Here is a 23,060-nt window from a genome sequence, read left to right as displayed (position 1 = left end):
CAGTCGCCGATCGTTAGGACATCGAACAGTGGGTCGTCACAGCCAATCCAGCTCCTTGAGCACCACGCTCGTCGAGCTCGGGGCCCTTGCCTCGAAGAGCCTGAGCAGCACGTCCTCCGCCCCCTCCGGCCGCCGTCGCGCCGAGGGTCCGGCCCGGACCTCCGTGGGACCAGTGGTCTACCGTGCGGGAGGCGTCGCCGCGGCCCTGTCGCTGGCCGTCTCCGGCGGCGCCTACGCCGCCACCCAGATGGGCGGCCAGGACGTCCAGCCCCTGAGCGAGGAGCGCGTCCTGCTCGACGCCATCGGCGCACAGGCCGGGGAATCCGCCACTGAGGAGGCCGGCTCCGAGGGCCTGACCGTCGGCGGCGAGGCCACGACAGTGAGCACCGAGGTCGAGGAGACCACGGAGGCCCATGGCACGGTCGAGCAGGAGACCGACGAGCTGCCCGCTGGTGAGAGGAAGGTCGCCACCGAGGGCGTCGACGGCCTGACCCGTACGACCTATCAGGTCACCCGCAGCGGGGACCAGGAGGTCTCCCGGGAGACCGTCTCGACCGTGGTCGTGACCGCCAAGGTCGACGAGGTCGTCCTCGTGGGCACCGGCACCGCCGACACCTCCTCGACGGCCACCAGCTCCTCGACGGCCACCGCCTCGGGCGACGGCACGACGGCCGCCTCGGCCAAGAGCATCGCCCAGTCGATGATGGCCTCCCACGGCTGGGACGACTCGCAGTTCTCCTGCCTCGACAGCCTGTGGGAGCGGGAGTCGAACTGGAACTACCAGGCGCAGAACCCCTCCTCGGGCGCCTACGGCATCCCCCAGGCGCTGCCCGGCTCCAAGATGGGCTCGGTGGCCGGCGACTGGGCGACCAACCCGACCACCCAGATCACCTGGGGCCTGGGCTACATCGCGGAGCGCTACGGTAGCCCCTGCAACGCCTGGGCGCACTCCGAGTCCGTCGGCTGGTACTGACCCCGCCGGCGCTCCCCGCCGCGGCCCGGTGACCGGGTCGCGCGTTGTGGGCGCGGCACTGCCCGCGCCCGCCGTCATCCCCTGGTTCTGACGTCCCTGTGTCCCACCGCGGCCCGCCACCGCGGGTACTGCCGTCCGCCCCGGCCGAGCGGGCCGGCTCCTGGAGCGCGGCCGACGCCGGTCCCTGGCGCGCCCGTCCTGTGCGCCGGCTGTGCGCGCCGTAGGCCAGCGGGTTCGTCGCAGGGCCGAATCGTGAGCAATCCCATTGCCGGGACTATGCGGCCTGGGCTACGGTGGCGGCCGCTTTGCCAACGGAAGGATGCCTCATCGTGGGACGCACCCCTGACACCGAGCTCGCCGCGGCGCCCGAGCGCCGCCGCCTGACCCCGGCGGTCGCCCGCGCCGGCGCCGTCGCCGCCGCACTGTCGCTGGCGGTCTCCGGCGGTGCCTACGCGGCGGTGCGCGCCGCCGACCAGGACGTCGCCCCCATCAGCGAGTCGCAGGTGCGCATCGAGGCCATCGGTGCCTCCCCAAGCGCCGACGCCACCGCGGCGGCGGGACTGGCGGTCCAGGGCGAGGCGCTGACCGTGACCACCGAGGTCGAGGAGACCGCCGAGGCCCATGGCACGGTCGAGCAGGAGACCGACGAGCTGCCCGCCGGTGAGAGGAAGGTCGCCACCGAGGGCGTCGACGGCCTGACCCGTACGACCTATCAGGTCACCCGCAGCGGGGACCAGGAGGTCTCCCGGGAGACCGTCTCGACCGTGGTCGTGACCGCCAAGGTCGACGAGGTCGTCCTCGTGGGCACCGGCACCGCCGCCCCGACGGAGTCCGCGGACACCTCCACCTCCGAGACCTCCTCGGGCAGCGGGTCCTCGACGGGCACGACGCCGACGACCTCCGGCGGCGTGACCGACGGCTCGGTGTGGCAGAAGCTCGCCCAGTGCGAGTCCGGCAACAACCCGGCGGCCAACACCGGCAACGGCTACTACGGCCTCTACCAGTTCTCGCTGAGCACCTGGCGCGCGATGGGCGGGACCGGCTACCCCCACGAGGCGGATGCCGCCACCCAGACCGCGATGGCGCAAAAGCTCCAGGCCCAGTCCGGCTGGGGCCAGTGGCCCGCCTGCGCCGCCAAGCTCGGCCTGCTGTAACCGCCTTGTTACCGCCCCGCTGGCCGGCGGCCTCCTCGCTCGGGGGAGCCATCCGAGCGCCGCAGGACCGGGGGAGGGCCCGCCGTCGGTGTTGATGACGGCCCCTGCCGCTACTCTGTCGTCATGCCCGACTCCTCCTCGACCCGGTCGGGCCGAGCCGACCCCGGCCTGCTCGGCCCGGCGGATATCCGCGCCCTGTGCGCGGCCCTGGACGTGCGTCCCACCAAGACGCTGGGGCAGAACTTCGTCCACGACGCCGGCACCGTGCGCCGCATCGTGCGCTCGGCGGGGGTCGGGCCCGGCGCCTCAGTGCTCGAGGTGGGCCCGGGCCTGGGCTCGCTGACCCTGGCCCTGCTCGAGGCCGGCGCCTCGGTCACCGCCGTCGAGATCGACCCGGTCCTCGCCCGCGCCCTGCCGGCCACCGTCGGCGCCCGCATGCCGCCGGCCTCCGGCCGCCTGACAGTCATCGAGGCCGACGCCCTGAGCATCGACGGCCCCCAGGCGCTGGAGCCGGGACCGGGGGCGGCCCCCACGATGCTCGTGGCCAACCTCCCCTACAACGTGGCGGTGCCGGTCCTTCTCACCCTCCTGGAGGCCCTGCCCTCCCTCGAGCGGGCCACGGTCATGGTCCAGGCGGAGGTCGCCGACCGCCTGGCCGCGCCCCCGGGCTCGCGGACCTACGGCGCCCCCAGCGCCAAGGCCGCCTGGTACGCCCGTGCCCGGCGCACGATCACCATCGGGCGCACCGTCTTCTGGCCGGTGCCCCATGTCGACTCCGCCCTCGTCGAGCTGACCCGCCACGAGCCCCCGCCGACCTGGGCCACCCGCCGCCAGGTCTTCGCCGTCATCGACGCCGCCTTCGCCCAGCGCCGCAAGACCTTGCGCAAGGCGCTGGCCCCGCTGGCCGGCGGCCCCGGCCCCGCCGAGGAGGCGATCCGCGCGGCCGGCATCGACCCCGGCGAGCGCGGTGAGAGGCTCGACATCCGCTCCTTCGTCGACCTGGCCCAGGCCTTCGCGGCTGCAGGCCACCTGTCACAGACCGCACGACCACCCCGGGAGGACCGATGAACCACCTGCACGCCGTTCCCGGCGGCCAGGCCTCGCCGCAGCGCTCGGGCTCAGCGACCTCGGTGCGGGTCGAGGCCCCCGGCAAGGTCAACCTCTTCCTGTCGGTCGGTGCCCCCGGCGCGGATGGCTACCACCCGCTGACCACCGTCTTCCAGGCGGTGCGGGTCGTCGAGACCGTCACCGCCCGGCGCCAGGCCCGCGACGCCCGTGGCGCCGTCACGCTCAGCCTCGAGGAGTCCGACGACGCCGTGCCCACCGACGAGTCCAACCTGGCGGTGCGCGCCGCGCTGCTGCTGGCCGAGGCCACCGGCGTCGAGGAGGGCGTCGACCTGCTCGTGCGCAAGCGCGTCCCGGTGGCCGGTGGCATGGCCGGCGGGTCGGCCGACGCCGCCGCCGCCCTCCTGGCCTGCAACATCCTGTGGGGCACCGAGCTCGACCAGGGCGAGCTCATCGAGCTCGCCTCCCGCCTGGGAGCCGACGTCCCCTTCCCCCTGCTGGGCTCGACCGCCGTCGGGCACGGGCGGGGCGACCGCCTCACCCCGCTCATGACGCGCGGCACCTACCACTGGGTCTTCGCCCTGGCGCCCACCGGGCTGTCGACACCGGCCGTCTTCGCCCGCTTCGACCAGATGCCCCGTGCCGTCGCGCCGACCACCGCCGAGGTGCCGGAGGGGCTGACCAACGCCCTGCGCTCGGGGGACCCGGGCGCCGTGGCCGCCTACCTCCACAACGACCTGGCCCCCGCGGCACTGTCCCTGCGCCCCGGGCTCGCCGAGGTCATCGCCGTGGCCGAGTCCGCCGGCGCCCTGCGGGCCATTGTCTCGGGCTCGGGACCCACCGTCGCCGCCCTCGTGCCCGACTCCGCCACCGCCGTCCGGGTCTGCCGTGCCCTGGAGGACTGCGAGCACGTGGCGAGCACCCTGCGGGCCGACGCTCCCGTCGCCGGCGCACGGGTGGTGGGCTGATGGTGGGCGTCGCGGGCCCGGCGGGCGCCCCGGGGGCTCGAGGGGCCGTGCCCGGCCGCCACCGCTCGCCCAAGGCAGGTGGGCGGTAGTGGCGGCGCCACTGGTCGTCGGCGAGGCCCTGCACGTGGAGTACCCGGCGCGGGTGGTCCTCGACTCGGTCACCGTCGGGATCGAGGAGGGCGACCGCGTCGGGATCGTGGGCCGCAACGGCGACGGCAAGTCGACCCTGCTGGGGGTGCTCAGCGGCCTGGTCGCCCCGCATGCGGGGCGGGTGACCCGGCGCGGCGGCGTGCGCTTCGGGGTGCTGTCCCAGTCCGAGGACCTCGACCCGGCCGCGACGGTCGGCCAGGCGATCGTCGGTGACCGGCCCGAGCACGAGTGGGCCGGTGACGCGGGGATCCGGGAGGTGATCGGCGGGCTCGTCGCCGACCTGCCGTGGGAGGCCAGGATCGGCGAGCTGAGCGGCGGCCAGCGCCGGCGGGTCGCGCTCGCCGCGCTGCTCATCGGCCAGTGGGACGTCATCGCCCTCGATGAGCCGACCAACCACCTCGACGTCGAGGGCATCGACTGGCTCGCCGGGCACCTGCGGAGCCGCTGGGCCAACAACGCCGGCGGCCTGCTCGTGGTCACCCACGACCGCTGGTTCCTCGACGAGGTCTGCACCGAGACCTGGGAGGTCCACGACGGGACCGTCGAGCCCTTCGAGGGCGGGTACGCCGCCTACGTGCTGCAACGGGTCGAACGGGACCGGATCAACGCCGCCACCGAGGCCAAGCGGCAGAACCTCATGCGCAAGGAGCTGGCCTGGCTGCGCCGCGGCGCGCCCGCCCGCACCTCCAAGCCGAGGTTCCGCATCGAGGCCGCCAACAGGCTCATCGCCGACGTGCCGCCGGTGCGCAACCCCATCGAGCTGCAACGCCTCGCCGTGGCCCGCCTGGGCAAGCAGGTCGTCGACCTCGAAGGCGCCGGCGTGCGCTACGGCGAGCGCGAGGTGCTGCGCGACGTGACGTGGCGCCTCGCCCCCGGTGAACGGACCGGCATCCTCGGGGCCAACGGCACCGGCAAGTCGACGCTCCTGGGTCTCATCGCCGGAACCGTGCCACCCACCTCCGGCCGGGTCAGGCGCGGCAAGACGGTGCGGCTCGGACTGCTCGACCAGCAGTTCTCCCAGCTGGCCGACATCGGCGGCGACCGGGTGCGCGAGGTCTTGGCGCGCACCCAGGCCACCTTCACGGTCGACGGCAAGGAGCTCACCCCGGCCCAGCTGCTCGAGCGCCTCGGCTTCGCCCGCGCGCACCTGTCGACGACGGTCGCCGAGCTCTCCGGGGGGCAGAAGCGGCGCCTGCAGCTGCTGCTCCTGCTGCTCGGCGAGCCCAATGTCATCGCCCTGGACGAGCCCGCCAACGATGTCGACGCCGACATGCTGGCCGCGATGGAGGACCTGCTCGACTCCTGGCCGGGGACGCTCGTCGTGGTCTCCCACGACCGCTACATGCTCGAGCGGGTGACCGACCAGCAGTACGCCATCCTCGACGGAGGCTTGCGGCACCTGCCTGGCGGGGTGGACGAGTACCTGACACTGCGGCGCGAGCAGCCCAGCCGGCGTCCGGGCGGCCAGGCGTCCTCGCCCAGCGATGGCGCCGGCGAAGCCGGTGCTCCCGGCATGTCCGGTGCCGAGCGTCGGGCCGTGCACAAGGAGATCGCCTCGATCGAACGCCGTCTCGACAAGCTCCACGCCGAGGTCAAGACCCTGCACCAGTCCATGGCCGACCACGACCAGGGCGACTACGAGGGGCTACAGACCTTGGCGGGCAACCTCCGCGCCGTCGAGGCGGAGACGGCCGAGCTCGAAGAACGCTGGCTGGAGCTCTCCGACCTGATCGACTAGATGATTGAGCCTTTCTCGCCAGGGTGTGAGGGTCGAGGGCTGTGGATCGTTGGAGTGGTGCGGGAAGGCGGGCCTGTCCTAGGCGGTCCTCCACTGCGCCCCAGTCGAGGACCGGTTGGAGGAGCATGGCCACGGTGGCGTCGGCACGTGCGTGGAGGCGGTGACCGGCCCGGGTGACCGCCGAGGAGCATCGTGTGCCCTGGGGTGTGCGGGTGTGTGGGCGCGGAGAGGTGCCTTGCACCTTCTTGCCGGTGGCGACGGAGGTGAATCGTTGAGATCCAGCCATTTTATGATCGTTTTGTCGCAGCCGGCGCACGTTGAAATGTGTGCCGAGCACCTCGGTGCACATTGTTGGCCTTCACCGGCGCCGCGGCCGCCGCGACCGGTTGAGGAATCTGGCGGGATTCCGCGGTTTCTCCGCGGGGCGCCTCGCCCACCAGGCCCCTATGGTGTGCATCACGTGACCGTCGAGACCTGGAGCGACCCCCGCCCGGCGCCGGACCGGCGACCCTACCCGGCGGGAGCAGGTCGAGACGCAGGTGCGGTGACGACCTCGCCCTTGTGGCGGGAGCCCCGTGGAGAGCGGTTGGGGCCCTGACACCGTCACGGCGCCGCCTTAGGTGGCGTCGGCGGGGCCGACCCGGTCGGCCAGGTCGATGACGTGGTTGATGACCGGCACGATCTCGGAGGCCGGCGCCCCCCACACCTGCATGATGACGTCGACCTGGACGATGGGCAGGCCGGCCTTGCGCAGGACGACCATCGCACTGGGCCGTGACGGCCCACCGGAGGACGGCGCACCCGTGGCCGCCCAGAAGCCCGCGGTCCCCGGGTTGGGGCGCAGGCGCTCGGCCCTCGTGCCGGGCAGCATTCCCGACAACAGCGCCAGCTGGGTGGAGTGGCGCCCCTCCTTCGATCCGTCGTCGGGCGTGGGCTCGAGGCTGACGTCAACGGCGAAGACATGGCGCGCCCCGTCGCCCACGTGGAGGAGACGGGCCAGTGAGGAGGTGCGCTCGGTGCGCCTCAGCCTCTCGAGGAGGGTCTCGAACTCGGTGCGCCACTGTGGCCCGGTGATGTCGAGCTGGACGCTGCGCGCGCGGGCCTCCTCCCGGGCCCAGCCCGGCGGCGGGAACTCGGGAACGACCACCCACAGCGCGGGATCGGGCGTGACGGCGATCTGCATCGCGGGCTCCTTATGACTGCGCCTGTGTGACCGGTCAGCGAGTATGAGTGACTATAGGCGATCCATCCGCGTCTATGCTTCACCTGTGCCCTTGAGTGCCCCCCTGGAACTTCCCGCCTCGCCTGCACGTCGGCTGCTCGCCGGGGGTTTCGACGTGCTTATCATCACCGTCACGGGTCTCCTGCCGGGGGACCGTGTCCTCGGTGCGTTCCTGTCCCTGGCGGTCGCCGCAGGCATCGTCACCCTGCAGGCCGTCATCGGTGCCGGCCCGGGGGGTGCAGTCGCGGGGCTGCGCCTGCGCCGCCTCACCCAGCGCGATGCCATGCCGGGGTGGGCGGCGGTGCTGCGTGCCGGGCTCATCGCAGTTGCGGCGGCCGCCTCCTTCGGTGTCGTGCCCGTGGTCATGGTCGCCAGGGCCGACAAAGGGTCATGGCGCCAGGCCTGGTTCGACCGCCTGGCGGGCACCACCGTGGTCATGAACGCCCGCCCGAGCCAGGCGGTCTACACCCTGAGCCTGGGGGAGCGGGTGGTCCCGGTCGTCGGCGGTCTCGTCCTGGGCCGGGCTCCTGAGGCGGTCGAGGAGGTCGGCGACGTCCGTCTCGTCGCCGTCCTGGAGGACGAGCCCTCGGTGTCCAAGACCCACGCCCTGCTCCAGCCCACCGACGAGGGCCTGCTCGTCACCGACCTGGGGTCGACCAACGGCACCCACGTCGAGGACGGCCACGGCGTTCACCGCCTCGATCCCGGTTCCGCCCGGACGGTGGAGCGGGGCCGAAAGGTATACTTCGGGGAGGCGATGTGCCTGATCCAATGAGCAGCACCCACGGCTCCCCGACCCCGGACGCGGGCGGGGAGCCGGGCGCGGGTGCGGGCCCGATGCAGGACCCTGAGCAGGCCACGCGCCCTGAACGAGGAGTACGCATGTCTGATTCGCTGAGCGCCACGACGCCGCTGTGGGCCGAGGGCACGTGGGCGGGTGCCGTGACGCCCTACGGCGCCATCCTGCTGCCCGCCGAGGTCCCCGAGACCACCGTCGAGGAGCTGTGGACGCTCCTGCGCACCCCGGGGCCGAGCCTGACCGAGGTCCTCGACCGGCTGGTCAGGGGGGCCGGCGGGCACCTGGCCCGTATCCCCGACTTCGCCCTAGTCATCCTGGGCGCCCGGGGCGTGAGCGCCGCCGTGCGCGGCGCACCCGTCCTCCAGGTCGACGGCGAGCAGATGGACGCCATCGCCGTGTCGACCTGGCGGGAGGCCTTCATCTCCACCCCTGGGTCGGTGACGCTGTCCGCCCCGGAGGACGCCGGCCAGGTCCTGCGCCCCGCCGTGGACGCGATCCTGCGCGTCTCCCGCGTGCACCTGGGCGCCCCGGTGCGCCCCGCCCCGTCCCCTACGGGCGCCGGGGCCGTGCCCACCCCGGTCGAGGGTCTCGGCACGGCGGTGCCCCGGGCCCCCCAGGCGCCCGCCACCCGCCTGCGCCGCTCGCGCAACGCCTCCGTGCCCAGCCCCGTCCCCTCCCTGCTCATCCAGTCGGCTCCCGTGCCATCCCCCGCCTCCTCCCCGGCACCGGCTCCCGAGCCAGTGGCGGCCCCCGAGCCGGCACCGGTGCCGGCGGTGCCGTCTCCGGCGGTCGTGCCGGCCGGGGTCGCGGTCTCCCCGGAGGGCGCCGCTCCGGCCACTGGGGAGATCCCGGCCGTCCCGCCCGGAGCGGTCGAGCCCTCCGAGCCGGTGCAGGAGGAGCGCCCCGGCGATCACGACGGGTGGACTCTGGCCGCGCTGCCCGAGGACCTGGTTGACGAGCTCGGCGGCATGGTTGTCGAGGACGCGGCCCCCGAGACCTCTCAGGCCGAGGCGCGGATGGCCCTGTCGGTCATGTGCCCCGACGGCCACGCCAACCCCACCAACTACGTGCACTGCCGCACCTGCGGCGCCGAGCTGTCCCAGCCCGCCCGTCTCATCCCCTGCCCGCCGCTGGGCCACGTGCTCGTGTCGGCCGGGGGCAGTGTCGAGCTCGACCGGCCCGTGCTCGTCGGGCGCCAGCCCGAGCCCCAGGAGGTGTCCCAGCTCGCGGGCGTCACCCCCGCGCTCGTGACCGTGCCGAGCCCCGAGCTGCTCATCTCCCGCAACCACCTGCTCATCGAGCTCGACGAGTGGTCGGTGCTGGCGCGCAGTCTGTCGACGAGCAACGGCACGACCCTGCGGCGCGACGGTGCTGCGCCCATGCGGCTGGCGGGAACCGAGGCGGTCCTGCTCACCAACGGTGACATCCTCGACCTGGGCGACGGCCAGTCGCTCGTGCTCGAGGACCTTCCGTGAGCTCGTCGCGCCAGACGCCCCCTCCGGAGATAGCCGGCTACACGCACCTGCGGGACCTGGGGGCGGGCGGCTACTCCCGGGTCTACCTCTACGAGCAGCACATGCCGCGGCGCGAGGTCGCCGTCAAGGTGATGAACGCCGACGTCGACGGCAGCTCGGCCTCCCGCTTCGAGCAGGAGGCCAACCTCATGGCCCGGGTCTCCTCGCACCCGGCCATCCTGTCCATCTACGGGGCCGGGGTCTGCGGGGACGGGAGGCCCTTCCTCGTCATGGAGTACTGCCCGCCGCCCCAGCTCGGCATGATGCTGCGCCAGGGGCCGCTCGACGTCGCCGAGGCCCTGGGCACGGCCATCCAGATCGCCGGTGCCGTCGAGACCGCTCACCGGGCGGGCATCGTCCACCGCGACATCAAGCCCGCCAACATCCTGTTCACCTCCTACCGGCGCCCGGTGCTGTCGGACTTCGGGATCTCGGTGATGAGCGGGCCGAGCGACCAGGCCCACGAGCTGCGGGGCATGAGCGTGCCCTGGGCGCCGCCCGAGCAGCTCGTGGGCTCGCGGACCGTCTCACCGGCCTCCGACGTCTACTCGCTGGCCGCCACGACCTATGCGATGCTGACCGGCCGCAGCCCCTTCGAGATCGCCGGCGCCTCCGACGACGTCTACGACCTGGCCCGCAGGATCGTCAAGGACCCGCTCCCCCCCCTGGGACGGCCCGACGTGCCGCCCTCGCTGTACCGGGTGCTGCGGATCGCCATGGACAACGACCCGGCGCACCGCTACCCCTCCGCCCTGGCCTTCGCCCGGGCACTCCAGCAGGTCGAGGGCGAGCTGGGGCTGCCCACGACGACTGCGGACCTCTATCAGGAGGCCGATGCGCTCCAGGGCGCCCCGGTCGACCCGGTGGCTGACGACCCGGGGGCCACGCGCCTGGGCGTCTTCTCCGCCGTCGAGCCCGCAGCGGTCATCCATCCCCGTGCGGCGGAGCGCCTGGAGGCCCAGGACCAGGAGGTCGACACCTCGGGCGAGCGCCGCTGGGGGCGCCGCCGGCTCCTGCTGGGCCTCTTCTCGGGGCTCGTGGCGGTCCTCGTCGTCACCGGGGCGATCGTCGCGGCACGGATGTCGGAGGAGGCCAGGCCCCAGGCGACCTTCGCGACCATCGAGCCCGCCGGCTCCGACCCCCTGGGCTCGGTGGTGCCGGCCCCGCGCGACCTGTCGGGCACGGCGGGCAAGGACGGAACAGTCACCTTCACCTGGTCGGCCCCGCAGGAGGGCTGGGAGGGCAGCTACCTGTTCCGCGAGGACGTGGCCGGCTCGGAGGACGTCCCGCTGGAGCGCACCGAGAAGACCTCCGTGGTGGTCTCCGCCCGGCAGGGCACGACATGCATCGAGGTGTACTCGCTACGCTCAGACGGCAAGACCTCGGCCGCCGTGCGCTCCTGCGTCGACACGCCCTGACCGGCTCGGCCCGCCGGATCCGGCCGGATCCCGCCGGATCCTGTCCTACAGGTGATTGTCCGGCGGCCTGTCCCGGCCCGGAAGGCTCAGGCCTCGACCCGGTAGGCTGCCCGGCCCAGGACGACGACCGAGCCCGCCGGGGCCGGGCAGGGCACGCCCGGGACCGCGGCGTCGATACGCTCCTTCTGCTCGACACGGGTGCCGTTGGTCGAGTGCAGGTCGGTCACCCACACGCCCCCCGGCACCGGGGCGACGGCAGCGTGGGTCTTGGAGATCGACCGGGTGGCGTCGGGCAGGCTGACCCGGTCGGCGTCGGGGTAGTCGGAGATGTTCTGCGGGTCGCGCCCCACGACGGTCGGCCCGGTCAACGGCACCGGGTCGCCCCCGATGACCGGCACGAGCCGGATGCGCAGCCGGGCGGTGCGTCGCGAGCGCATCGCCGGGGCCGGGGGCAGGGTCGTGACCGAGTCCGCCGGGGTCGCCCCGGTGCTCAGCTCGACGAGCCGTTTGCTCGTCGGCGTCACCGGCACCGGGATCGTTGAGGTCGTCGGCGCCGCGTGCGCCGGTGAGCCCGGCGGCCGGGGTGGGGCGCTCGAGGGCTGGGTGGGGACCTGGCCCGAGACGGGGGACACGGCGCTACGCACCGGCCCGGGCGAGGTCGCCGCCCAGGTGGGGAAACGGGTGACATCGGGCTCGTCGGCGGTCGGGGAGTCGAGGTGGGTGGGCACCGCCGACCACGGGACGGAGTCGATGATGGCCTGAGGGCTGGCCTGCGGCTGAGCGCCCGAGACCGCCGCGGTGTCGAAGGTGTGGGCGATGTCGGGCCGGACCTCGTCGGGGGAGAAGGCGAAGCGGTCGTCGGGGAAGAGCCCCTCGGCTGGCGGCGGGCCCGCAGCGCTTGCCGCTCCGACCTCGGGGCTGCGCGGCGTCGCCGTCTCGGGCGCCTCGGAGCGCGCACGCCAGGGGGAGTCGGCCGGCAGCGTGGGGCCGGCGGTCGTGATGGCACGCATCCCCGCCAGACGGTCGTGCCACCCCTGCCCGTGCGGGTCCTTCGCCGCCGCCCGCATGAGCAGCACCGCGCCCAGGCCCAGGGTCGGCAGGAGGGTGATGAGCAGCAGGTCGGCGTGGATGAACAGGCGGGTCATCGGCGCCCGTCCCGTGTCGGCGTCGATGAGTCGCACCTTGAGGAGCCGGCCGCCCAGGCTCCATCCGGTGCGGGCCAGGACGAGCTCGCGGGGGAGGAGGACGACGAGGGCCGCGGCCGCCGCACCCAGGACCCCGCCCATGCCGGCGACCCGTGCCACAGCGAACAGGGCACCCCACAGGAGGGCGTACACCGCCAGGTCGATGACCCCGGCCAGGACGCGGTGGGTGATGGAGGCCGGAGCAGCGCTCAACGCGCGGCCGACCGCACTGCCGGGCTGCAGGGGTGCGGTGGACGTCACGGGTGTGTCCTCCTCGGTGTGGGACGAGACGACGGCTTGCGCCGGGTGCGGCGCCCGGCGGAGCGGATCAGGGACCGCATCGACAGGCGGGCCGCGGCCCGCCGTACCAGCGAGCGGTCGGCAGCCATCGCAGGGATGATCGCGTCGACGGACTCCCAGATCCTGTCCACAGCGTACGACGCGGGCTCCCCCGAACCGAATACCTGGGCGTCAACCGCCCTGCCGAAGCGCGGCAGGTCGGCCGTGGGGAAGTTGGGCCCCAGCGCTGCGGCGGTCTCCCGTCGGGTCGCCCCCGCGGGGGCTGAGCTGCCCAGGTCGGTGGCCCGGTCGACGACCTCCTCCCAGGCGCCCAGGGCGGAGTCGACGCCCTGCCGGCCCCGTCGTCGTCGCCGCCGCAGCGCCTTGAGCGCCAGGATGAGCACCACCGGCGCCGCGATGGCAGCGATCGTGCGCAGGGCGATGAGCAGGACCATGGGGACCACGCCGGTGTCGTCCTCCGGGTCCTCCTGGGGCTCGTCCTCATAGGTGGGCGGCAGCTCGACGGGGTCCTGCAGCGGCAGCGGGGGCTGAAGCACCTGCGGCTCGGGGTTGGAGACCTTCTGCGTCGTCTGCTGCTGGGGCACCTGGTCGCGCTCGGGGGTGACGTCGAAGGCTACCCAGCCGGCGTTCTCGAAGGCCACCTCGACCCAGGCGCTCACGTCCTCGCCGGTGACGTCCTCGGCGCGGGAGTCGGTCGCCGGCTCGAAGCCCATGACGACCCGCGCGGGGATCCCCAGGGACCGGCACATGAGCATCATGAGCACGGCGTACTGCTCGTCGTCCCCCACGAGGGTATCGGCCTCGACCATCGAGGCCAGCCGTGCCGCCCCGTGGCCCGGCTCGGAAGGGCTCTTCGTGCCATCGGAGTAGTAGCCGGTGCGCAGGGCCTGCTGAAGGGCGCGGATCTGCCCCAGCGGGGTCGACTCCGCGTCCGCCAGCGTCGTGGCCAGGGACTCCACGCCGGCCGGCACGTCCTGGACCGGACCCAGGGAGACCTCGGCGATCTCCAGGCCCGCGAGCTGGGTGTCGGACAGCACGGGTGGGACGGCCACCTGCTCGGTGAGCCGGTCACCGTCGGTCAGCCCCGCGGTCGCGATGCCCGTCGAGGAGAAGGTGTCGTAGTACAGGCTCTCGGAGATCGCCGTCGAGCGCGGACCCTGGGCGGCGACACTCAGGGCGTCCGAGACAGTGGGAACCCACGGGAAGGTGTAGCCCTCCACGGCGATCTCCACGCTCGTGGCCCCCGAGGCATCGACCCCCGGTGCCAGGGGGGTGTCGCGTCCCACCCGTTGGAAGCGGGCGGCCCCCTCCGAGCTCTGCCCCACCCGGGCCGACAGCCCGTCGTAGGAGTCGAGGGCCGCCAGGCGGATCCGGGCGCCCTCGGGCAGCCCGGTCAGCCGCAGGAGCGGGGTCGAGGCGAGGTCGGTCTCCAGGGTGCGCACGAGAGACAGGGGGGTGGCGTACTCGGTGAGGTCCAGGGGCGGCTCGAACAGGTCCCGCAAAACGGTGCGGGCGTGCGGCGCCGCGGGCACGGCCAGGGCCACGACCAGCCCGGTGGCCGCCAGCAGGGCGGCGCTGCGCAGCACCGAGCGACGCACATCGGTGCGCACCCCGGCATCGGCGTCCTCGAGCACCTCGGCCACCCGGTCCCGCCGTCCCCGCTGGGCTGCCAGGGCCCACAGGGCGAGCACCCCGATGGTCAACGTGACGCCCAGGGCCGTGGGCGCCACGGTCGTCCGCCCGCCCCAGGCGATGGCCACCGCCGGCTGGGCCAGGACCGTCAGCCCGGCCAGGTGCACCCGGCCGGCGTCGGCCGCCCGTGTGGCCACCACCCCGGTGGCCAGCCCGGCCAGCCACGGCAGGACCGTCATCGCGGGGAAGGCCGTCAGCGGCAGCGGCAGGGTCAGGGCGTCACGCCACACGGTGATCGTGGCCGCCAGCACCGTGCGCACCGCCTCGAGGCCCCCGCCGACGTCCGGCAGGACCCAGGGGGCCACAAGCACGTGCAGCGCGCCGGTGGCCGCGAGGGTCGGCAGCGCGCTCAAGCCCATCCGCGCACTGACCAGCCCCGTGGCGATGCCCAGGCTCACCCCGATGGCGGCCACGACCACGCCGACCGGGGAGTCGAAGAGCGGGAAGAACAGCACCGTGCCCGCCAGGGCCAGGGCCGAGACGAGGACGAGGTCGGTCCACAGCCGGCGCTCGGTCAGCCGGGAGCGCCCGGGACGGCGGCGGCGCGCGGTCACCGCCTCGACGCGGGCGGGGCGAGGGGTGGTCATGGGGTCCATCGTGCTCACACCGCCCTGCGCATGACCATGGGCAGGGCCTCAAGCCGGTCGAGGTCGTAGACGGTCAGGGAGCCCAGCGCCTGCCGCCCGCGCGGCCGGGACCCGCAGCGCAGGGCCAGGGCGACGGTGTCGACCGGGGTGGTCGTGCGCACCCGGGACAGGACCGGACCCTCGGTCAGCTGGCCGGTGACGACGATGATGACCGAGGCCTCGGGGTGGCGGGCGCAGGCCTGCCGGGCGAGCTCGTCGGGCCCGTCGGCCTCCCCGGGCTCGAGCAGGCAGGAGGCGTCCAGCAGACGCAGGGCGGTGGCCGTGGGCAGGGACTCTCGCTGGGTGACCACGGCCACCTCCCGCCCGTGCGCGATGGCGTTGAGCCCGAGGGAGCAGGCCACCGACACCGCCGTCTCGAAGTCCTCGTCGGACTCGTAGTCCTGGGAGCGGGTGTCCAGGACGACCAGGAGGCTGGAGCGGTGGGTCTCCTCGAACTGGCGGACCATGAGACGGCCGGTGCGGGCGGTCGTGCGCCAGTGGACGTTGCGACGGTCGTCGCCGGGGATGTAGTCGCGCAGGGCGTGGAAGGACACGTCCGAGCTGGACAGCTCCTGGGTGACCGCGCCCTCGACGTCGCGCATGATGCCGCGCAGCTCGGCGCCCAGGCGCACGGTGCGCGGGTGGATGTGGACCGGCTGGGCCTTGGTGCGGGTCTGCTCGCGCCGCACGAGCCCGACGGGGTCGGAGCGTACCGAGACCACGGGGCCGACCGTCACCACCCCGCGCCGGGCCGTGGGCAGCACGAAGCCACGACGGTGGGTGGCGCCGGGCCGCAGGGTGGGCACGGCGAAGACGGCGTTGGCCGGCCCGACCGGCATCTCCATGCGCGCCGGCAGGAGGACCCGTCCGGTCGGGTTGGTCACGACCAGGTGGATGGCGGTGTTGTCGCCCACGGTCACCCGCGGCTCGTCCAGGACGTGGGCGACCCCGTGCCCGCCCCGGCCCACGAGCCAGGGCCAGGCGGTCAGGACGACCAGTCCCAGCACCGCCGCCGCGCTCCACGCCTCCTGCCAGCCCAGGCGCAGGCCCGCGGCCAGGCAGCAGGCCAGCAGGGCCAGGCACACCCAGCCCGTGCGGGTGACCATGGCCAGGGCCCCGCGCAGCGCGCGCACCATCGGGGCGGGACGGGAGGACGCCCCGGGTGCCTGGGCACCGGGGCGCGTCGGCGCCCCGGCGGCGGCCCGGGCGGGGGGCGTGGAGGTCGGGGCGGGCATGTGTCCTACAGCCGCTTGGTCGGGGCGGGGCAGTCGGCCAGCGCCCGGGTGATGACGCCGCGGGGGGTCGCCCCGGAGAACTCGGCGTCGGGGTCCATGACGAGGCGGTGGGCCCACACGACCTCTGCGAGCTCCTTGACGTCGTCGGGCAGGACATAGGGGCGGCCCTGGGCCGCGGCCCACACCCGGGCCGCCCGCGTCATGGCGATGGCCCCGCGGGTCGAGACCCCCAGACGCGTGTCGGGGGACTCGCGGGTGGCCTCGACCAGGGCCCCGATGTAGTCCAGGATCGCGTCCTCGACATGGTTGGAGGAGGCCAGGTCGGCCATCGAGGCGATGGCCGAGGAGGTGATGACCGTGCCCAGCGCCTTGGACCGGTCGGGGCTGGCCGATCCCGCCAGGATCTGGGTCAGGGCGCTGCGGTCGGGGTGGCCGATGGAGGTCTTGATGAGGAAGCGGTCGAGCTGGGCCTCGGGCAGACGGTAGGTGCCGGCCTGCTCGACGGGGTTCTGGGTGGCGATGACCATGAAGGGCCGGCCCGCCGCGTGGCGCACCCCGTCGACGGTCACCTGGGACTCCTCCATGACCTCCAGGAGGGCCGACTGGGTCTTGGGGCTGGCCCGGTTGATCTCGTCGGCCAGCACCACCGAGGCGAAGACGGGTCCGGCGTGGAAGTCCCACGTCCCGGTCCGCTGGTCATAGATCGTCACGCCGGTGATGTCGCTGGGCAGCAGGTCCGGGGTGAACTGGATGCGCGAGTGGGTGCCCTGGACCGTGGCGGCCAGCGCCCGGGCCAGCGCGGTCTTGCCGGTGCCCGGGGCGTCCTCGAGCAGCAGGTGCCCCTCGGCGAGCATGGTGGTCAGGGCGAGCCGGATGACGTCCTGCTTCCCCAGGAGGGCCTGGCCGACGTTGTCGACGATCCGCGTGAAGGTCTCGGCGAACCAGGTCGCGTTCTCCTGAGTCATGGACATGGGTAGGGGGCTCATTTCGGTTGACGGCGTGCGGAGGGTCCGTGCACCGCACGAGGTTGCTGTGTGTTTCCGGTGAAGGCTACCGCTGGACGCAGGTGATCGTCTGGTTGGGGGAGGAGGCCCGATGGGGGAAGGTCTTCCTCGCTCCTCCCGTGGAGTCCACGGAGAAGGATTCCGAGTAGTCCTTGAGCGGGGCGTCGGCGGCCTCGAGCCGGTCGCGGTACTGGTAGGAGCAGGTGACCGTCGAGTTGGGTGCGAAGCCGGCGACGTCGATGACGATCCGCCAGCAGGAGTTGGCCGGGAACCCGGTCTCGCGCAGGTCCTGGTCGGTGCAGGTGGCCTCGGGCACCGAGGTGTTGATGCCGAAGGTGCCCTCACCCACCGAGGCGGTCGCCGAGTCGCAGGCCCAGGCCGAGGACTGACCCATGTTGTTGGTCGAGCGCACGCACCAGGTCGCCGAGTTGCCCGCGCCGGGCTCGAAGGTCCGCGTCCCCGAGGCGGCGACGGCCTCGGCGCGGTGGCCGCTGGAGCTGGTGGCGCCCTCGTAGCTGGTGGCACCTCCACCGGTGGCGGCGTTCCACGAGCAGCTGACGCCGGTGCCCGCCGGCGTGCAGCTGACGCTCGGGGGCGAGGGCGGCCCGTGGGGGGTGACGCTGTTGGAGGAGACGACCCCCGAGACCGCCCCGGAGTCGTCCTCGCCGACGGCGCGGGCCTGGACGGTGTAGGCGCTGCCGTCGCGCAGGCCCGAGAAGGTCGTGTTCTCCGACCAGCCCGCCGCCTCGTTGCCCGAGGAGTCGACGACCCGGTACTCGATGTCGATGTCGTCGGCGTCCCAGCCGTTGCCCGCCACCGGCGTTGCCGGCGTCGTCACGGTGATCTGCCCGCTCACGCCGGTGGCCGCTGCCGCCGGCGCCGACGGGTCGGGCGGGGCGCTCGTCACGCGGAACTCCGCCGAGGTCGGCGAGGAGGAGGCCGATCCGACCTCGGTGGTGGCGGTCACGGTGACGGTCACCGAGTGCCGACCCGCGCCCAGCGACGGGGTGGGCACTGTCACCGAGGTCGCCCCACCGGCCGACACGGTGGTCGTCACCGCGCCGGAGACGGCCACCGAGTAGCTGAGGGACCCCCCGTTGGCGCCGGCGGCGCCCCAGCTGACGACCAGACCCGCGCCCGCCCGGTACTCGACGGTGGGGGCGCCGGGGGCCGTGGGCTGGTCGACCGAGCGCAGGGACACCGAGGCGCAGTTCTTCGACCCCGCGGCGTCGACGTAGGCGCAGACCTGGGCCGTGTAGGAGCCCGGCCGCACCCCCAGGCGCACGCTCGTGCCGGTCGTCGTCTGGGAGGCCACGACCGTGCTCCCCTGGAAGATCGCCACGTCGTAGGTGACCGAGGCGTCCGGTGCCGAGGAGGGCTGCCAGGACAGGTCGACCGCCCCCTCCCCGCCGTCGACGGCCGTCAGGGACGACGGGGCGGTCGGGGTCAGGGTCAGCTGGACGGGTGAGGAGGGCGACGAGGGGCTGGAGCTGCCCACGGCGTTGGTCGCCACGACCTGGAAGGAGTACGTGCCCCCCATCGCCAGTCCGGTGGCCAGGCACGGCGACCCCGTGCAGTTCCACGTCCCGGCCCCGGAGGTCTCGGTGACCGTATAGCCGGTGATCGACGAGCCGTTGTCGGGCCCCGGCGTCCACGACACCTGCATCGAGGAGGCGCTCGCGGGCTGGACGCTGACCCCGACGGGGGCGTCGGGCGGCGAGGCGACGGTCACCGTGACGGTGCCGGAGGCGGCGCGGGCCATCGAGCCGGTGGCGTCAAGTGCGGTGTAGGACACCACGAGGCGGCCGGTGAATCCGGCGGCGGGGGAGATCGTCAGGACCGTGGCCGAGGCGCTGACCTCCCCCGATCCGGAGGTGACGCGCGGGGGCTCGGCCAGGGTGACGGCCTGGCCCGGGAAGGGGTTGGTGACCTGACCGGCCACATCGATGCTGACCGGCGACCCGTCGGACTCCAGGGCGGCCGGCACGGTGGTCATCAGCGGTCGGGTCGAGTCGCTCACGCGCAGGGGCACGCTGACGGTGACCGGCTCGTTCGTCGCGTCGTCGACGGTGACCTCCACCGACCCGGTCGTCCCGACGGCGGCGCCCTGCGAGGCCGAGACCGACAGGTTGGATCCGGACAGGGAGACCTCGAAGCCCTCGGGGGCGCCACCGGCGGAGAAGGTGAGCGGGTCCTCGTCGGCGTCGCGCGTCATGGCCGCCAGGTCCGCGACCACCTCGCCCTCGCCGGGGGCGACGACGATCTCGGTGGGGGTGAGGACCGGCGGGGTGTTGGTCGTCGACTCCACGACGACGGGCAGGGTCATGTGCGAACTGATCGCCTCGTCGTCCGTGCCGTCGGCGACCGTCAGGCTCACGGTCGTCTGACCGGTGAAGCCACCGGTCGGCGTGATCTTGAGGGTGCCCCCGTCGCCTCCGGGCTCGGCGGAGTCCAGGCCGGTGCCGGTGCGCACCTCGGCGGCGTCGGTCACGACGGGGGAGGTGCCGGCCCGGGTCAGGACGTAGGAGGACAGGTCGATCTCGGTGGTCGTGTCCGCCGGGATGCGCACCGGCACCGCCGAGGAGTTGAGCCATGGCTTGAGGTCGCCCAGGGCCGGCACGACTAGCACGGCGTGGCCCGTCTGGCCGTCCTGGTCGGTGACCGTGTAGAGCACGAAGCGTCTCTCGGTGCCCACGGTCACCCGCAGGGACTGGTCGACGACGCTCGCCCCCGGGTCGTCGGTGCTCAGGGCCAGGTCCCACGGGGATCCGTCGGCGTCCTTGTCATTGTCGAGCACGGGGGCCGTCACGACGCCCGCGGCGTCGACCTGCTCGACGGTGACATGGTCGTCGACCGCCACCGGGCTGATGCGCGGGGCGTCCTGGAGCACCTGGATGGTCAGGGTCCCCAGGTCGGTGCCGCCGCGGGAGTCGGTGACCGTGTAGCGCACGGAGTACACGCCCTCGGCCTGGGGCAGCTCGGCCACGACCTGGCCCCCGCGCACCGACAGGGTGAGGGCCTCGTCCTCGGCGGTCGGGGTCCCCGCCAGGGTCAGGGTGTCGCCGTCGGTGTCGAGGTCGTTGGACACGACGTCGGCGGCCACCGTGCGGCCGGGCTTGGCGGTGATGACGTCGTCGACGGCCTCCGGCGCGTTGTTGGTCGCCGCGGCCGGGGCGACCCCGACCCGCACGGTGGCCGTCGACTGCGCCCCGAAGCGGTCCTCGACGAGGTAGGTGAAGGTGTCGGTGCCCACGGCCCCCGCCGAGGGGGTGTACTCCAGCCAGGTCGTCCCGGTGCGCACCGAGCCCATGGCGGGGGCCTGGTCGAGGCCGACGAGGCTGACCGAGTCGCCGTCGGGGTCGATGCCGTCCAGGGGAACGGTGATCCTCGTCGAGGAGCCGGCGACGGTGCCGGCCTCCAGGCCTTGGGGGCTCGGGGCGACGTTGGCGGCGTCGTCGCGCACGCGCACCTCGATGTCGACCCGTGTCGAGGTGGTCTGCCCTGCGGTGTCGGTCACCGTGTAGGACAGGGAGGTGCGTCCCGGGGTCTCGCCGGCCTTGAAGCGCACGAGGTTCTCGCTGACCCAGGCGGTGCCCAGGTTTTCTCCGGCCAGGCCCAGCTCGTCGGTGACCGACAGGGCCAGGCCCGAGGGCGAGGTGTCGTTGTCGAGCACCGGGATGGACACGACGTCCCCGGCGCGCACGACGGCCGTGTCCTGGCTGGCCACCGGGACCTGGACCTGCTCGGAGGTCACGGGGGCCACCGTCACCTGCCCGGTGGCGGTCGAGGTGCCGTTGGACACCGTGTACTCGACGTCGACGCTCTGCCCGATGGCCGCTGCCGCCGAGATCTGGAGCAAGGAGTGGTCGACCACCGTGACGCTCAGGCCCGACTCGGGCGGGACGGAGGCGGACTGGAGGACGAGGATCCCCCCGGCAGGGTCGAAGTCGTTGGACAAGGGGGCCACGGTCACCGCGCCCCCCTCGCGCAGCAGCGCGGTGTCGTCCTCGGTGACCGGGGGGACGGTGGGGTCGGAGGCCTCGACGACGTCGATGCGCACGATGCCCTGAGCCACCCGTGGGCCCGCGGCCGCGTCGTAGGTGAGGTAGAGGGTCTGGGCGGTCTCGGCGGTGAAGGTGAAGGTGCCGGCCTGCAGGTTGGTCTCGACCTGGGTGCCCGCGGGTGCCTCCTGGACGGCGGCGAGGCTGAGTGCCTCCCCGGTGGGGGAGATGTCATTGTCCAGGGGTGCGACGACGGTCGAGGTCCCGGCCACGACGCGCACATGGTCGGCGTTGGCCACCGGCATGGCGGTGTCGGAGGGCTGGACGTCCACCGTCACGGTGCCGGTGGCGGTGGCGCGCCCGTCGGAGACCACGACGCTGACCTCGCGCGCGCCGGGGGCGCCGGTCAGGTCGCGCACGGAGACTGTGCCCTCGTTGGTCGTGCGCACGTCGAAGCCCTCGCCGGCGGCCGACACGAGGTGGAAGGTGTCCCCGTCGGGGTCCTGCCAGGAGCCCAGGACGCTCAGGGAGGCCGAGGCGTTGCCCGAGACGGTCAGCGTGGGGGTCGAGGTCTGGACGGGGGCCTCGTTGATGGTCCAGTCGCGCACCTCGATCGTGGCCACCGCCGAGTCGGACAGACCGCGCCCGTCGTCGGCGGTGTAGGGCACGGTGATGGTGCCCGTGGCCTCCTCGGGGACGTCGAGGCGCAGGGCCAGGCCGGACTGGGCGGTGCTCACCGTGGCGGCGCTTCCGGGGTCCCCCGGGGTGGCGGTCAGGACGTCGCCGTCAGGGTCGGAGTCGTTGGCCAGCACCGGCAGGATCGTCGAGCGGCCGGGGCGCACGCCGAAGGTGTCGTCATTGGCCTCGGGGGCGTGGTTCTCCTCGGTGCGCTCGGGCAGGGTCTGGGACTCACTGGTCTGGGCCGAGTCGTCCTCCTGCTCGGAGGTCTCGTCGGTCTGGGAGGTCACGTCGGTCCAGTCCTCGACGAGCACGAGGAGCTCGTCGGGCAGCCAGACCGTGCCCTGGGTGACGTCGTTAAGCACAATGGCCTCCCGGTTGACCCGGAAGACCGGCGTGGTCGAGGAGGCCAAAGCCTCGTCGTGGACCGTCTCGGTCCGGCCGTCGCACTGGCGCACGAACTGTCCCGAGCCGGACCAGGCCGAGTAGAGGCAGTCGCCCAGGCGCACGGGCTGGGCGGCCACGCCCTCGGGCGGCGCGCCCTCCTCCGCGGCGGGCACGGTCGTCGGCGCCGAGCCGTCCAAGGGCACCGAGATGAGCTCGGTGCGCGAGGCCACGAGCACCGAGTCGGCATCCGGCCCGGGCTGCTGGAGGACCAGGCCCGCCTCGCCCAGGTCCCGCGTGGCGCCGTCGGGCAGGTGGAGCACGCCGGCGCCACGGTCCAGGACCACCGTGTGCTCGCCCACGGCTGTGACCGCCACGTCGGTGCCCGCGGCCAGCGGCAGGCTGGTCTGCTCGGCCTCCTCCCACGCCGAGGCGGTGGCCGGGACGGTGACCGCCCGTCCGGCCTTGGCGGACACGGCGTGGACCGAGCCGTCGGTGCCCACGACCGCGACGACCTCGGGCATGGACTCGACGACCGGGGGCGCCGAGGCCAGGGAGCCCACCGCGCTGACGGTCGTGGCGCGCACCGTGCCCGCGGCGCCGTCGACGGCGATGACGCGGTCGCCCCCCTGGGCGATCGTGCTCCCGGTGGTCAGCTGGGTGGCGGTCGACAGGGACACGGTCGTGGGGTTGACGGCGGAGACCGAGCCCAGCGCAGTGTCGGGCACGAGCACGTCGTTGGCGGACTGGGTGACGTCGAAGGTCGAGGTGGTCGTGCGGATGGCCCCGTCGACCTGCCGGGAGGGGTAGTTGAGCCGGGCGACGAGGTGCTGGTCGGTGCTCGTGACCCACACGCCCCCGTCGTTGAGGTCGACGTCGGCCTGCGGGGAGCCGTCGTGGGCCCAGGCGGCCACGGCCAGGCAGGCCACGGTCAGGGCGGCCACGACCGATGACA

14 protein-coding genes are annotated in these 23,060 nt (G+C 73.9%); 8 read left to right on the top strand and 6 right to left on the bottom strand.

Annotation, left to right across the window (positions count from 1 at the left end; all coding sequences use genetic code 11):
* Positions 1–28 precede the first annotated feature (28 nt).
* From Q4C85_RS07030 to Q4C85_RS07010, 5 genes are all read left to right on the top strand, one after another.
* Positions 29–973 carry a G5 domain-containing protein gene (locus Q4C85_RS07030; protein ID WP_303140867.1) on the top strand — a complete coding sequence of 315 codons (945 nt, stop codon included), beginning with the start codon at positions 29–31 and terminating at the stop codon, positions 971–973.
* Positions 974–1,302: 329 nt separating this feature from the next.
* The gene (locus tag Q4C85_RS07025; RefSeq protein WP_303140865.1) at positions 1,303–2,127 is read left to right on the top strand and encodes a resuscitation-promoting factor; all 825 of its coding nucleotides are present in this window, start codon (positions 1,303–1,305) and stop codon (positions 2,125–2,127) included.
* Between the two features lie 123 nt (positions 2,128–2,250).
* On the top strand, positions 2,251–3,195 hold the full coding sequence (gene rsmA / locus Q4C85_RS07020) for a 16S rRNA (adenine(1518)-N(6)/adenine(1519)-N(6))-dimethyltransferase RsmA (RefSeq protein WP_303140864.1): 945 nt from the start codon (positions 2,251–2,253) through the stop codon (positions 3,193–3,195).
* Positions 3,192–4,160, top strand: coding sequence for a 4-(cytidine 5'-diphospho)-2-C-methyl-D-erythritol kinase (locus tag Q4C85_RS07015; RefSeq protein ID WP_303140862.1), 969 nt, complete (start codon positions 3,192–3,194; stop codon positions 4,158–4,160). Before rsmA ends, Q4C85_RS07015 begins: the two co-directional genes overlap by 4 nt.
* A gap of 88 nt (positions 4,161–4,248) precedes the next feature.
* Complete coding sequence (locus Q4C85_RS07010; RefSeq protein WP_303140859.1) at positions 4,249–6,048, top strand: ABC-F family ATP-binding cassette domain-containing protein; 1,800 nt, start codon at positions 4,249–4,251, stop codon at positions 6,046–6,048.
* A 616-nt stretch (positions 6,049–6,664) separates the two neighbouring features.
* On the opposite strand, the gene Q4C85_RS07005 is transcribed toward Q4C85_RS07010, so the two are convergent.
* On the bottom strand, positions 6,665–7,231 hold the full coding sequence (locus tag Q4C85_RS07005) for a hypothetical protein (protein WP_303140858.1): 567 nt from the start codon (positions 7,229–7,231) through the stop codon (positions 6,665–6,667).
* Between the two features lie 85 nt (positions 7,232–7,316).
* Between Q4C85_RS07005 and Q4C85_RS07000 the strand changes: the two genes are divergently transcribed.
* The 3 genes from Q4C85_RS07000 to Q4C85_RS06990 all read left to right on the top strand — a co-directional run bounded on the left by Q4C85_RS07000 (position 7,317) and on the right by Q4C85_RS06990 (position 11,001).
* A complete protein-coding gene (locus Q4C85_RS07000) occupies positions 7,317–8,045 on the top strand; it encodes an FHA domain-containing protein (RefSeq protein WP_303140856.1) in 729 nt (242 codons plus the stop codon).
* Positions 8,046–8,152: 107 nt separating this feature from the next.
* Positions 8,153–9,544: an FHA domain-containing protein gene (locus Q4C85_RS06995; protein WP_303140854.1), complete on the top strand. Its 1,392-nt coding sequence runs from the start codon at positions 8,153–8,155 to the stop codon at positions 9,542–9,544.
* The gene (locus Q4C85_RS06990) at positions 9,541–11,001 is read left to right on the top strand and encodes a serine/threonine-protein kinase (RefSeq protein ID WP_303140852.1); all 1,461 of its coding nucleotides are present in this window, start codon (positions 9,541–9,543) and stop codon (positions 10,999–11,001) included. The genes Q4C85_RS06995 and Q4C85_RS06990 overlap by 4 nt, the downstream gene beginning before the upstream one ends.
* Positions 11,002–11,087: 86 nt before the next feature.
* Here the strand turns inward: Q4C85_RS06990 and Q4C85_RS06985 are convergent, their stop codons facing one another.
* From Q4C85_RS06985 to Q4C85_RS06965, 5 genes are all read right to left on the bottom strand, one after another.
* A complete protein-coding gene (locus Q4C85_RS06985) occupies positions 11,088–12,446 on the bottom strand; it encodes an RDD family protein (protein ID WP_303140851.1) in 1,359 nt (452 codons plus the stop codon).
* A complete protein-coding gene (locus Q4C85_RS06980) occupies positions 12,443–14,764 on the bottom strand; it encodes a transglutaminase domain-containing protein (protein WP_303140850.1) in 2,322 nt (773 codons plus the stop codon). Before Q4C85_RS06980 ends, Q4C85_RS06985 begins: the two co-directional genes overlap by 4 nt.
* 14 nt (positions 14,765–14,778) lie before the next feature.
* Positions 14,779–16,038 carry a DUF58 domain-containing protein gene (locus Q4C85_RS06975; RefSeq protein ID WP_303140849.1) on the bottom strand — a complete coding sequence of 420 codons (1,260 nt, stop codon included), beginning with the start codon at positions 16,036–16,038 and terminating at the stop codon, positions 14,779–14,781.
* Positions 16,039–16,043: 5 nt separating this feature from the next.
* Positions 16,044–17,009 (bottom strand): MoxR family ATPase, encoded by a 966-nt coding sequence (locus tag Q4C85_RS06970; protein WP_303140847.1) that lies wholly within the window; start codon positions 17,007–17,009, stop codon positions 16,044–16,046.
* Positions 17,010–17,088: 79 nt separating this feature from the next.
* Positions 17,089–23,049, bottom strand: coding sequence for an Ig-like domain-containing protein (locus Q4C85_RS06965; RefSeq protein WP_303140845.1), 5,961 nt, complete (start codon positions 23,047–23,049; stop codon positions 17,089–17,091).
* Between the last annotated feature and the right edge of the window lie 11 nt (positions 23,050–23,060).

This window comes from Actinomyces sp., from assembly GCF_030524025.1.
Classification (GTDB): domain Bacteria; phylum Actinomycetota; class Actinomycetes; order Actinomycetales; family Actinomycetaceae; genus Actinomyces.
This window is presented reverse-complemented; position numbering and strand designations above follow the sequence as displayed.

Coding starts and splice junctions, on each gene's coding strand:
- rsmA (WP_303140864.1), top strand. CDS start 2,251: ATGCCCGACTCCTCCTCGACCCGGTCGGGCCGAGCCGACCCCGGCCTG.
- Q4C85_RS07015 (WP_303140862.1), top strand. CDS start 3,192: ATGAACCACCTGCACGCCGTTCCCGGCGGCCAGGCCTCGCCGCAGCGC.
- Q4C85_RS07005 (WP_303140858.1), bottom strand. CDS start 7,231: ATGCAGATCGCCGTCACGCCCGATCCCGCGCTGTGGGTGGTCGTTCCC.
- Q4C85_RS06995 (WP_303140854.1), top strand. CDS start 8,153: ATGTCTGATTCGCTGAGCGCCACGACGCCGCTGTGGGCCGAGGGCACG.
- Q4C85_RS06980 (WP_303140850.1), bottom strand. CDS start 14,764: ATGACCACCCCTCGCCCCGCCCGCGTCGAGGCGGTGACCGCGCGCCGC.
- Q4C85_RS06975 (WP_303140849.1), bottom strand. CDS start 16,038: ATGCCCGCCCCGACCTCCACGCCCCCCGCCCGGGCCGCCGCCGGGGCG.
- Q4C85_RS06970 (WP_303140847.1), bottom strand. CDS start 17,009: ATGTCCATGACTCAGGAGAACGCGACCTGGTTCGCCGAGACCTTCACG.